Below are 11741 nucleotides of genomic sequence, written 5' to 3'. Positions count from 1 at the left end.
GTCGAGCGGAACCGGGGCAGAGCCGCGTTCACATCACTTCGCGTTTCACGCGTTACGCGACCCGCGTCGGCGTTCAGTCCTCAGTGCGCGACGACCGGGACCTTGAACTCGTCCTCGACACCGCCGACGTCACCCGAACGTGAGACTCCGGTCGCCACGGTCGCCGAAGGACGCCCGGCGTTGATGAAGGTCACCGCGATCGCGGAGGCCACCATCAGGATGCCGACGGCCCACCAGATGGCACCGGTGAAACCGTGCACCATCGACTGGAGCTTCAGCAGCTCCGGGTCGGTGGTGCCGAGTGCGGCGTGCGAGGTGGCGTACGCCGTCGCGGCCGACGCGGCAATGGTGTTCAGCAGCGCCGTACCGATCGCGCCGCCCACCTGCTGCGAGGTGTTGACCATCGCGGAGGCGACACCCGAGTCCCTCGGCTCGACGCCGTGCGTGGCCAGCGACATGGCCGGCATGAACGCCGTACCCATGCCCAGCCCCAGCAGGATCTGCGCGGGCAGGATGAGCGTGGCGTAGGAGGAGCCGATCTCCAGCTGCGTCAGCAGCAGCATGCCGACGGCAGCGGTCAGGAAGCCGGGACCCATGAGCTTGCGCGCCGGAACCCGCATCATCAGCCGGGCACCGATCTGCGTCGAACCGGTAATCATGCCCGCGATCATCGGGAGGAAGGCGAAGCCCGTCCTGATCGGCGAGTAGCCCTTCACGACCTGCAGGTAGTACGTCAGGAAGAGGAACAGCCCGAACATCGCGATGATGGCCAGACCCAGCGAGAGGTAGACGCCACCGCGGTTGCGGTCCAGCAGGACGCGCAGCGGCAGCAGCGGCGACTTGACCCGGGCCTCGGTCAGGACGAACGTCAGGAGCAGCACACCGGACGCGACGAACATGCCGATGGTCAGCGCGTCCGACCAGCCGGCGGACTCGGCGCGGGTGAATCCGTACACCAGCGAGACCAGGCCGAGCGCGGACAGGACGACGCCCGGGATGTCGAGCGACGAGCGGTTACGGCTGCCGGCCGGCTCACGGATCACGAAGTACGCACCCGCGGCCGCGACGACCGCGAACGGGATGTTGACGAAGAACGTCCAGCGCCAGTTCAGCGCCTGGGTGAGGAAGCCGCCGAGGATCAGGCCGACGGCGCCACCGCCACCGGCGATCGCACCGTAGATGCCGAACGCCTTGGCGCGCTCCTTGGCATCGGTGAACATCACGGCGAGCAGCGACAGGGCAGCAGGGGCGAGCAGCGCGCCGAAGACGCCCTGGAGCGCGCGCGAGCCGAAGAGCATGCCCTGGTTCTGCGCCGCGCCACCGAGTGCGGAGGCCAGCGCGAAGCCGATCAGGCCGACGACGAAGGTCCGCTTACGGCCCCAGAGGTCGGCGATCCGGCCCCCGAAGAGCAGCAGTCCGCCGAAGGCGAGGGCATAGGCCGTGATGACCCACTGCTTGTTGGCATCGGAAATGTCCAGGGCCGTCTGGGCGTGCGGCAGCGCGATGTTCACGATCGTGGCATCGAGCACGACCATCAGCTGAGCAAGGGCGATGAATGCCAGCGCTTTCCAGCGGCTGGGGTCCGGGAGTCGGATATCAGCTGTTTTTGGCATGGAGGTATCCACCTAAGGACGCGCGTGGGCGCGCGAAGTCGTGAACCGAGAGGTCGGTGAACGGGCAGTCGGTCGAGGACGGGCGGCGAGACGACAGCCGGCGAAAGGAAATGCGGTGAAAGAGAAGGGATGGTCAAGGCGTGGCGGGCGCGCCACCGGGCACCTGGTTCAGGGGCCCGGTGCGGGCGTCATGGCCGGTGCCGCAGGTCCTCCAAGGTCGCCGCCGTTCCGGACAGTCGGGACCGGGCCGGAGCCTCCAGTCCGTCCAGGAACAGCTGGAGGTGACGGTGGGTGAACCGGTCGATGTCCAGGCAGCCGGTGCCGGGCAGTGGCCGGGTGAGTTGGGAGAGGGCGACCAGTACGTCACCGACGGCGATGTCGGTACGCAGGCGCCCCGCGGACATGGCGCGCGCCACGAGCCCTTCGACGGCCTCTTCGAGGCGTCGACGCTCGGCGAGCAATTCGGGATGGTCCTTGTCGAAGCCGCCGGACAGCATCGGACACAGCGCCCCGATCCGTTCGTCGGCTGCCGCGTGCACGAAGCGGCTGAGCGCGGCGAAGGGATCGGCCTCTTCGGCCGTCGCCTCCTCCGCACGGTCGGTGGTGCGGGAGGTGACCGCGAGCACGACCTCGTGCGTCAGCGCGGCCCGGTCGGGGAAGTTCCGGTAGAGCGTGGCGTTGCCGACGCCGGCGCGGCGGGCGACCTCGTCGAGCGGCACATCCGGCCCGAACTCGACGAACATCTCGCGCGCTGCCGTCACGATCCGCTCCCGGTTGCGCAGCGCGTCGGCCCGCGGACGGGTCGTCCGGGGCTGCACTGCTCCCGTGGCGCTGCGGGTGACGTTATCCACGACGGCTGCCCCTGCCTTCCGGCTCTTCCGGTCCTCGTTACGACGCTCTTGGCCACTGCGACGCTCTTCGTTCTCCATGGCACCCCCTTCCCGTAACCGGGGACCATCTCCCCGCTTTCACGGGGACACAGATTCAAACGGGGAGAGGATCCCCGGTTATTTCCCATCGTAATATGACCTGAACCACACCCCTGGAGCGGGAAAACCAACCGATCGGCGCACCCGACGAGCGGTGCCGCACCACCCGTCACAGGCTGAACCGCAGAGAGCAGTCCGGGCCGGCCGACTGCCGCGGACCCCGAGGCGCTTATATGCAGAAGCCCCGCCACCGGATACGCAGGCACCGCCACCCGATCGCTCTCGGCTCGGCATCAGCCCTGGTCATTGCCACAATGGCCACGGCCAGCAGCAATCTCCCGCTACCCAGCCGGTCCTCGGCCGGCCCGGCGGCCACGGGCCGTTCGGCGGGGATCGCTCCGTGCCGGATACCGGCGACCATGGGCGTACAGATGTCGGAAGGCATACCGACTCCGGCGAACTACGCCCGCTCCACGGGCAGGATTCGCGCCCTCAACCTGATGATCGACTTCTCGGACGCACCGGGCCCCGAGCCGGCAATGGACCGGTACGCCGAATTTTTCCCGCAGACCACCAACTGGTTCCGGACCGGTTCGTACGGGCGACTCACCTACGTCCCCGACGCCCCCGTGAAGTCCTGGCTGCGGATGCCACTGCCGTTCTCGGAGTACGGGATAGACCGCGGATCACCGTACGAGCCGGGCTACCACCGCCTCGTCCAGGACATAATCGCCGCAGCCGATCCGAAGGTCGACTTCAGTACGTACGATCTGGTCAACATCCTGGTCACGCCGAACGCCGGGCCCTCCGCCCTGGACACCGTCCTGTCCGTGACGTTCTCCGGCACTGACGACGCCCCGCACGCGGACGGTGTCCCGCTCGGCAACACGTCCTTCATCTACAGCCGCCAGGACGACGGCTCCGGGTCGTTCGCACAGACCGGATTCCGTGTCCTGCCGCACGAGAACGGCCATATCTTCGGCCTTCCCGACCTCTACACCCTGGAGGGCGGCGGCTCGGTGGGGCACTGGGACATCATGTCCGAGGACTGGGGGGTCGATAACGATCTGCTGGGCTGGCACAAGTGGAAGCTCGGCTGGCTGGACAACAAGCAGATCAGCTGCGCCTCCAAGTACGGCACCAGCGACCACGTCCTGGAACCGCTGGCCACCCGGGGCGGTACGAAGCTGGCGTTCATACCGCTGAGCGCTGAGTCCGGTTACGCGGTGGAGGTACGGACCCGGGCGGGCAACGACCAGGCGGTCTGCCGGCCCGGCGTGCTGATCTACAAAATAAGCTCGGACGTCGACACCGGTCAGGGACCGGTGTCCGTGGCGGACAGCACCAGGGGCAGCAGCGGCTGCACCCGGCTGCCCAATGTGCACGCCGAGCTCTCCGACGCCCCCTACCAGCCCGGTGGGACCTTCACCGACCGGGCCAATGGGATACGCATATCCGTGATCGACAAGGACGACAAAGGGAACTACCGCGTCCGGATCACTCGCCCCTGACCACAGTGATCAATCACCCTGCCCGTCCGCGTTCACCGCCCCCGACCGCCCGCGATCAACGCCGTGACCACCCGAGATCAATCGCCCCGCCCGCCCGTGATCACTCGCCCCGACCGCCCGCCGCATCTCCGCCTCGACAGGCCTGGCGCAGCTCCCGCTCGAGGATCTTCCCGGTCGGATTCCGTGGCAGCGGTTCATCGCGTACGAGCACATGGGCCGGGACCTTGAGCGCGGCCAGACTCCACCCACCGTGCGCCCGCAGCTCCTCGACCGGGACGGCCCCACCGGTCCGCAGCCGGACGACGGCGGCGACCTCCTCGCCCAGGACCGGGTGCGCCACCCCAGCACCGCCGCGCCGTCGACGTCCGAATGATCGTGCAGCACCGCCTCGACCTCCACGCAGTACACATCCTCCCCGCCGCGGATCACCATGCCCTTGCTCCGGTCGACGGCGCCGACCCGCCCGTCGCGCACCACCGCGAGATCACCGGTCCGGAACCAGCCGTCGGTGAACGCCTGCGCGGTCGCCGCCTCGTCGCCCCAGTGGCCGAGAAGAACGTGACAGGGAAGTCGTTCCCCGCTTCGAGCCGGTCGGCCGCGGCCCTCACTTTGGCGATGCCGCGGGCGGACGGTCTCGCGTTCGTCCCGGTGCCCCCCGGACCCCGCAGCCGCGGAACGAGCGGGGCTGCGCGCGGGGCCGGGGAACCTTCAGATCATCGGGTGGTGAATCCGCCGTCGATCGCGAGGGCCGCGCCGGTGATGAACGAGGCTTCATCGCTCAGCAGGAACGCCACGAGCGGGGCGATTTCCTCGGGCTGGGCGATGCGGTTCACCGGGTGCATCGCCGAGATCTGCGCGATCGCCTCGTCGCTGGTCATCATGGAGCTGCGGGCCAGCGGCGTGTCGACGCCGCCGGTGGTGATGGCGTTGATCCGCACGCCCTGCTCGGCGACTTCGAGCGCGGTGGCCCGGGTCAGGCCCACGACCGCGTGCTTGGCGGCAACGTACGGGGCGACGCCGGGCAGCGCGACGACGCCCATGTTGGAGGCGTTGTTGACGATCGCTCCGCGGGTCTTGAGGACCTCCGGGATTTGGTGCTTGAGGCAGTTGAAGACGCTGGTGACGTTCTGTGTGATCTCGGCGTTCCAGGCGGCGCCGTCAATGCTGGACACCGGGCCGGAGGCGTTGACGGAGCCGGCATTGTTGAACGCCCCGTCCAGACGGCCGAACTCGGAAAGCGCCGCCGCGACCAGGGCGGCAGCGTCGGCCTCGACGGAGACGTCGGCGGGAACGAAGAGCGCCCGACCACCCGTAGAGCGGATGCTCTCGGCGGCCTCCTCACCAACATCCTTGCGGCGGGCGCCGATGACGACAGCAGCGCCTTGCGAGGCGAGCCGCCGGGCGACGGCGAGGCCGATGCCGGAGGAGCCGCCGGTGACGACGAAGGCCTTGGAGTCCAGGGGGGAAGACATGGAGAAACCTTTCGGAGAGAGGTGGTTCTGGTGGTCGGCCGGGCCCGGCGTCTGACCACCTCCGTCAGACTGCGGCAGGGTGGAAATCGGCGCTGGCGGGTATCGGACCTTGCGTGTCGCCTCGTGGAACCCGGCCGCGGCTTGCCGTCCTCACGCCGATGCGGCGCGGCACCCCGGTCCGGAACTTCCACACGATCCCGTTCAGGACCGTCCGGTCATCCAGCCGTGGCCGCCCAGGCCGGGCCGGGCCGGGCAGCAACGGCCGCACGAGTTCCCACTCGGCATCGGACAGTTCATGGCGGCGTATCACTACCCCGCGATCCAGGTCTGCGGGGCAGCCGAGCGAAGGACGTCGCTTCGGTTCTGCTGCTTGCTGGGCTGGAGCCCTGCCCAGGAGTCGGAGGGCAGCCAAGAACGGGCCCTGGCGCACGATCGCGCCGTCGGCCGTCACGCAGACGGGCTGCATGCACCCCAGCTCGCGCGCTACAGACGCGCGCGGTCATGAACCCGAGGTACCGACCTCACCCCACCCGCTACACTGTCGGCGGTGGCCCGGCCCTCACAGGCCAGACCACCGCAAACCTGTCGGCAAGCTGACCTGAAGCCCATCGCCCACCCGGGTCGGGTTTTGTACACGCTTTCCGACAGATCCCCGCCTTCGTAGCTCAGGGGATAGAGCACCGCTCTCCTAAAGCGGGTGTCGCAGGTTCGAATCCTGCCGGGGGCACAGAGAAGCAACAGGTCAGAGGCCCTGTCGCCCCAGCGGGCGGTAGGGCCTTCTGTTCTCGCAGCACACATGAGGTGCGCGCCTAGAGGCTCTGATGAGAGTCCGTCCTTTGAACGTCACACTCCACGCCGACGGTCGCCCACGAGCCCGGTCTCGTAGGCCACGATCACGAGCTGGGCACGGTCGCGTGCATGCAGTTTGGCGAGCAGGCGCCCGATGTGGGTCTTGACCGTGGCCGGGCTGAGGTGGAGGTGTTCTGTGATCTCTGTGTTGGACAGGCCGCCGGCGATCAGGCCGAGCACCGGCCAGGGCCACCAGCGACAGAGGGGTGGTTCCCTTGAGTACTCCGAGGGGCAGTGCCGCGGTAAGACCGAGTGCGGCAGCGCGGACCGGGCCGAGCACCCGGGTGCGCCAGGTGCCGAGGGCAAGGACAATCCACCCGGCGAGAATGGCGAGGTTCAGCATGGCGAAGGCGTGGAAGGCGCCGTAGCCGGCGGAGATCGCTTCGGTGGCGGGCCCGACCCCCTGGGAACGCACCAGCTGAAAGGCGAGGTGGTCCACCCCCGCGTGGAAGGCCCGGGCGAACAGCCCGAACATCACCAGGACCCCGCCCCACAAGCCCCAGCCGACACTCCGGGCCCCGACCCGTGCGGCCTCCACCGCCACAGCGGGCCAGAGCAGCAGGCTGCCTGCGGCGAAGAGGCCGTATGCGGTGGCCATCAGGATGGGGTGCCGCTCGTACGCGGCGAGTTGATCGGGGAAGAAGAAGTGGAAGCGGACCCGCAGCGACGCGCCGGCCAGCATCAGGAAGGGGCCGAGAACCATGGCGGTGCCACCCACCCAACGTCCGGGGAAACCAGTGGCCTCCATTCGCTCCACAGGCAGCGCACCACGCAGTCGGGCGCCGCTCGTTGTGACCGGGGTGGCCATGGGTGTTGTCGGGTTCGTCATGCTGACGACGATGCCTTCGCCGTCCCTGCGGGACGTCGGACCAGGAGCTGAACTGCAGGGTCAGACCTGGGTATGACCCGTCGGGCCGCCTGAACAGGAACCGTCTCCAAGCCGCTGCACCAGCGATTGACGTCTTGCCAGGAAGGCATCCCTGCGGAACACATTCGGCACACGCGAGGACGGGAGAACCCACGAACACGTGAAGAACCACGGAGGAGCTTCGTGGAGCCCCCGTCCCGACCACCTTCAACCCAGGCAGAACCGAGCAGTCGCGGCCCAAGGCGTCGACGTCGTTCGTACAGTGGTGGCGCACTCCACCTTGACGCCCTGAACCACGCCCGCTCCACGCTGTGTGAGTCGAAGGCGGAGGGGATGGGAGATGGGGAAAGTGGTGAGTTGGGGATTGGGGAGTGGCTGAGGTCTGGGCTCAGCGGCACGGGCGACTGGGGAGGGCACTGGTGGAGCAGCAATGGCCGGAGGGGCCGCATGCCGATCCTGACGCGGCGAGAGACCGGTACAACGCAGACATGCGGGCATCGCATGGTTCGATGCGAAGCCTGTTCCACGTGGAGTTGCCCATTGCGCACGTGGGCCTGGTGATCGTGATCAGCGCGAGCGTCTTCGTGGGAGTGGTCTGGTCACCCAGGACAGGCGTGATCATCGCGGGGGCCTTCGCCGCGCTGTTCGTCGTCGCTCTGGGCGTGGCGCTTGTGGCGGGTAGCCGAGGACGAAGCGCAGTGCGCGCCGCATACAAGTTCACGTTCGGCTGGGCAGACTGGATTACGCCGTAGAGATCAACCGCGCTGCCCGTCAAGAGCGCTCCGGGGGCCTGACATCAGTGCCTGACACCAACAACCGCCCCCACGTAGCGACTCCGCCGGCAGCGTGGCCCTGGCTGTCCTCGCACTGCTCGGTCTCGTAGGCCCTCCCCGGGCCTTGCGGCACCAAGCGGCCGACCTGTTGCCCGCCCAACGACCTACGCCGATATCCACATCACCTCAGCCACCTGCTCACCCCCGCCTCGGTCCGGCAACTCCCGTGGAGCGTGGGGTGTGCCGCGCCACGGCCACCGCCACGGTGCTCGACGCCGATGCGAAGGCGGAGCGCCCATGGCTCGCCATCGAGTTCACGCGCGGACGTCCCGGCCCGTCGTCCTACTGAAGTGGCCGAACGCCCAGATCGCCCACGGAGTCCGCGTAGTACGCCGACTCCTCCAGGTGGAAGGCGAGTTGACGGAAGGTCCACCCCGTTCCGGGCGACTTGTCGAGCTGGTCGGGCGTCAGGGCGTCCAGGCGGTTCGCCCAGATCCTGGCCAGCCGGGTGAGCCGGCTGCGCGCCTCGTCGAGGTCGGCCTCGGTGAACGGGGCGAGGTCCGCCTCGGTGGTGGTGGCCGAGGCGTGCCAGTGGTCGGGCTGCGTCTCCTCGCCTACGAGTCGGGCCTCCATCTCCGCGAGATGGTCGATCATGTGGTCGGCGACGCGGCGGATCGCCTTGTGCGGGGTGTAGACGCGGTCGTCGGCGGGGACGGGGCGGCCGTCCCAGGCGGTCCAGGTCGAAGCGAGGGCCAGGACGTGGTCGGCCATGGCTGTCAGGATCTGCGCGGGGTCGCGATCATCGGTCGTCGGGGCGTCGTCGAGGATGTCGGATGTGTCGGGTACGTGCTTCGTTTCGGTCATGGCACGAAGCTAGATACGGGACGCTTCGGTCCCGGCCGAACTGTCCCGGACCGTGGCCTCTTCAGGACGACGTGACGTCCCTCGACCGCGGACGCCCTCCCGGGGAAGCGCAGTTCGGGCACCAGTAGCCCTCCTGCTGGATGAACATCCATCCGCGCTCCTCGATGTATGGAGAGGCGACGGTCGCACTGTGCAGCACATGGCCGAACAGGTCGGTCTCGATGTCCGGCGGCGGCTCCGCGATGACCAGGTCGAACACGGCCCTTGCCTGGCAGCCGCTGCGGTCGCACGCGAGGTAGAACCGCACGGGGCCGGGCGGCTCTCCGTCTGTGGTCAGGCTCATATGCCAACTATGGACGCAGAGTTGGTCCCGCGGTGGCGTTTCCCGGCCATCGGACAACAGCACCGCCGCACCACCGGACCGAGGAACGAACCACCGAACCACCGCACCACCGACCCGGAGGCCCCCGCGGGGCGCCTCCGGGGAGCGGGCGACCTCAGGAGGGCAGGACCGCCGCCATTGCCTCGGCCGCGCGGCCCACTCGGGACGCGTCGTCGCGGACGGTGCGGCTGAACTCCATGTGCAGGAACGGCACTCCCTGAGCCGCAGCCTCTCTGCCCTGTACGTTGCCACGGCCTTCCAGTGCGCAACGGCGGGCCCAGGCCCGGCAGACGGCGAAGCCCTCGTGGCGCAGTGCCGTCGCGGCGCGGCGGGCAGTGGGGAGGCCCTTCTCGGCTGCGCCGAGGGAGGCGATCACGTCATAGTCCGGTTCGGTGCTGTCGGCGAAGCCGTGGATCTGGAGACCGGGCAGGCGGCGCGCGGCCAGTTCGTCACAGACCGCGTCGAACACGGTGTCCCGGCGGTGGGCCACGTCGGCGCGGCCCTGCCTGTCGGCATTGCGGTGGGCGCCGGCCAGGACCAGCACGCCGCCCCGCCTGGCCCGTAGCACTCCGATGCCGAGCTGTTCGCTGCCGGCGTCGGCCACCGGGTGCGGGACCTGGACCGACCAGCGGGTCTCGGCGCTCAGGTCGATGTAGACCCGGCCCCAACCGCGTCGGCGCTCCGCCGCCCGGTCGGAGATCTCCGCGAACCGGCGGCCGGTCACCGTGTCGGTGAACGTCCTGATGGCGAAGTCGATGTCGTCGAGGCTGCGCCCGGCCTCGGCCCGCCGGCCGTCGAGGAAGAGGCCGACAGCGTCGGCGGCGGTGCGGCGCTGGGCACGCAGGGGTCGCGCGTAGCCACTGTGCGCGACCGTGTTCCCGGTGAAGTCCGTGATGCGGCGCGCGAGATCCACACCATCGCGGGCGTCCGTCGCGGAACCTCCCGGGCGGTCGCCCCCACTTCCGGCATCCGCCCGACGGCCGCCGAGCGGCACGAGAAGGGCCGCCAAGGCCCCGATCGTGACGACCATCACAGCGATACCGATCAGTGTTCGCTTGATCGTTACCTTTGCCGCCGTGTTCCGTGTCATAGGCACGTGAAAATATCAGGGGTGTCCCGTCATTCGTCTTTCGCCTTCGCCACTCGCGCCACTGCGCCCGTGCTCCTCCTTGCAGCCCTCGCCGGCTGCTCGATTCCGGGCAGCGACAGCGGCTCAGCAGATACGAAGGCAGGGCCGTCCTTCACCGTCGCCGCCGCCGGCGACATTCTGATCCACCCGCAGCTGACCGAGCAGGGTTACAAGGACGCCGCGGCGGCTGGCGGGGACACCGCCGACAAGAAAATCGACTTCCGTCCGCTGCTGGCCGGGGTCAAGCCCGTGATCAGCAAGGCCGACCTGGCGATCTGCCACTTCGAGCCGGTCGCGGGCAAGCCGCAGGGCCCGTTCCAGGGCTTCCCCAACTTCGTCGTGCCGCCGCAGATCACCACGGCGATCAAGGACGTCGGTTACGACACCTGCTCGACGGCCTCGAACCACACGCTCGACCACGGGGCCGCCGGGGTACGGCGCACCCTCGACGCGCTCGACGGTGCCGGGGTCAAGCACACCGGGTCGGCGCGCAGCAGCGCCGAGGCCGCCAAGCCGCTGATCATGGACGTCAAGGGTGTGAAGGTCGCCCAACTGTCCTACGCCTTCGGCTTCAACGGGCGGGAGGTTCCGGCCGACAAGCCCTGGCTGGTCAACCAGAACTCGTTCGACAAGATCGCCGCCGCCGAGAAGGCGGCCCGCAAGGCCGGTGCCGAGGTGGTGATCCTCAGCATCCACTGGGGCCAGGAGCATCATCCGGACCCGAGCAACGGGCAGCTGAAGCTGGCCCGCAGGCTGGCGCGGGAGACCGGGATCAATCTGGTGATCGGGCATCACGCCCATGTGGTGCAGCCGATGGAGAAGATCGGTTCCACGTGGGTCGCGTACGGCCTGGGCAATCAGGTGGCGCGGCACGACGTGCCGTCGGGGCTGACCGAGGAAGGCGTCATCGGCTGGTTCGAGTTCCACAAACGTGGTGACACCTGGGACGTCGACGCCCGGTACGTACCGACGCTGCTGACGATTCCTCCGTATGTCGACAACGGCGGTACGCAGGAGACCGATGCGGCGACGGTGAAGGACCACCGGCTGGTGGATCTGGCCGAATCCCTGCGGAACTCCAAGGACCTGCCGCGCGAGGAGAGGGCCCGGTACCGGATGGCCTTCCAGCGGACCCAGGGCACGATGCTCAACCGCGGGGCCGACGAAGACGGGCTGAAACCACTGAAGGGCCTGCCGGACTGAGCCTCTCCGTCCGATCCGGCGAATCCGTCCGACTCGTACGGCGGTCCGGGGTACGCCGACGGTGATACGGGGCGGGCGACAGCCCGTCGCGTGACTGTCGGCCGGTCCGTTCACCGGTGGTGTCATGTGGGCGCACTTCGGACATCGC

Annotated in this window: 10 protein-coding genes, 1 tRNA gene and 2 pseudogenes; 4 read left to right on the top strand and 9 right to left on the bottom strand. The window is 68.9% G+C overall.

The genetic code is table 11. From position 1 onward, the window contains the following. Positions 1–80: 80 nt before the first annotated feature. Together ABTZ94_RS06170 and ABTZ94_RS06165 are read right to left on the bottom strand one after the other, a co-directional pair. A complete protein-coding gene (locus tag ABTZ94_RS06170; protein WP_351197985.1) occupies positions 81–1613 on the bottom strand; it encodes an MFS transporter in 1533 nt (510 codons plus the stop codon). Positions 1614–1801: 188 nt separating this feature from the next. After that, positions 1802–2542: a TetR/AcrR family transcriptional regulator gene (locus ABTZ94_RS06165; protein WP_351197983.1), complete on the bottom strand. Its 741-nt coding sequence runs from the start codon at positions 2540–2542 to the stop codon at positions 1802–1804. 233 nt (positions 2543–2775) lie between these two features. Here ABTZ94_RS06165 and ABTZ94_RS06160 point away from each other — a divergent pair, with 233 nt between their 5' ends. After that, entirely contained in the window at positions 2776–4053 is a 1278-nt protein-coding gene (locus ABTZ94_RS06160; RefSeq protein WP_351197981.1) for a M6 family metalloprotease domain-containing protein, read from the top strand. Positions 4054–4153: 100 nt separating this feature from the next. Here the strand turns inward: ABTZ94_RS06160 and ABTZ94_RS06155 are convergent. From ABTZ94_RS06155 to ABTZ94_RS37760, 3 genes and pseudogenes are all read right to left on the bottom strand, one after another. Then, positions 4154–4602 (bottom strand): annotated as a pseudogene (locus ABTZ94_RS06155) (AMP-binding enzyme); the annotation flags it as partial. 164 nt (positions 4603–4766) lie between these two features. Further along, positions 4767–5525 (bottom strand): SDR family NAD(P)-dependent oxidoreductase, encoded by a 759-nt coding sequence (locus ABTZ94_RS06150; protein WP_351197979.1) that lies wholly within the window; start codon positions 5523–5525, stop codon positions 4767–4769. A 64-nt stretch (positions 5526–5589) separates the two neighbouring features. Continuing rightward, positions 5590–5991: a transposase gene (locus tag ABTZ94_RS37760; RefSeq protein WP_502967185.1), complete on the bottom strand. Its 402-nt coding sequence runs from the start codon at positions 5989–5991 to the stop codon at positions 5590–5592. A gap of 188 nt (positions 5992–6179) precedes the next feature. On the opposite strand from ABTZ94_RS37760, the gene ABTZ94_RS06140 reads away from it, so the two are divergent. Then, a tRNA-Arg gene (locus tag ABTZ94_RS06140) sits at positions 6180–6252 on the top strand. Positions 6253–6368: 116 nt separating this feature from the next. Here ABTZ94_RS06140 and ABTZ94_RS06135 read toward each other — a convergent pair. Beyond that, positions 6369–6554 (bottom strand): annotated as a pseudogene (locus tag ABTZ94_RS06135) (response regulator transcription factor); the annotation flags it as partial. 1107 nt (positions 6555–7661) lie between these two features. Between ABTZ94_RS06135 and ABTZ94_RS06130 the strand changes: the two are divergent. Continuing rightward, positions 7662–7994 carry a hypothetical protein gene (locus ABTZ94_RS06130; protein ID WP_351197977.1) on the top strand — a complete coding sequence of 111 codons (333 nt, stop codon included), beginning with the start codon at positions 7662–7664 and terminating at the stop codon, positions 7992–7994. A 363-nt stretch (positions 7995–8357) separates the two neighbouring features. Here ABTZ94_RS06130 and ABTZ94_RS06125 read toward each other — a convergent pair whose 3' ends face one another. The 3 genes from ABTZ94_RS06125 to ABTZ94_RS06115 form a co-directional block, all read right to left on the bottom strand. Further along, positions 8358–8879 (bottom strand): hypothetical protein, encoded by a 522-nt coding sequence (locus ABTZ94_RS06125; protein ID WP_502967184.1) that lies wholly within the window; start codon positions 8877–8879, stop codon positions 8358–8360. A gap of 61 nt (positions 8880–8940) precedes the next feature. Then, the gene (locus ABTZ94_RS06120; RefSeq protein ID WP_351197975.1) at positions 8941–9222 is read right to left on the bottom strand and encodes a hypothetical protein; all 282 of its coding nucleotides are present in this window, start codon (positions 9220–9222) and stop codon (positions 8941–8943) included. Positions 9223–9376: 154 nt separating this feature from the next. Next, positions 9377–10270: a hypothetical protein gene (locus tag ABTZ94_RS06115; RefSeq protein ID WP_351197973.1), complete on the bottom strand. Its 894-nt coding sequence runs from the start codon at positions 10268–10270 to the stop codon at positions 9377–9379. Between the two features lie 150 nt (positions 10271–10420). Between ABTZ94_RS06115 and ABTZ94_RS06110 the strand changes: the two genes are divergently transcribed. After that, entirely contained in the window at positions 10421–11593 is a 1173-nt protein-coding gene (locus tag ABTZ94_RS06110; RefSeq protein WP_351197971.1) for a CapA family protein, read from the top strand. Positions 11594–11741: the final 148 nt, after the last annotated feature.

Source organism: Streptomyces sp. NPDC002785 (genome assembly GCF_040295565.1).
Classification (GTDB): Bacteria; Actinomycetota; Actinomycetes; order Streptomycetales; family Streptomycetaceae; genus Streptomyces.
Note: the sequence above shows the minus strand (reverse complement) of the source record. Positions and strands in the feature narration are given on the sequence as shown.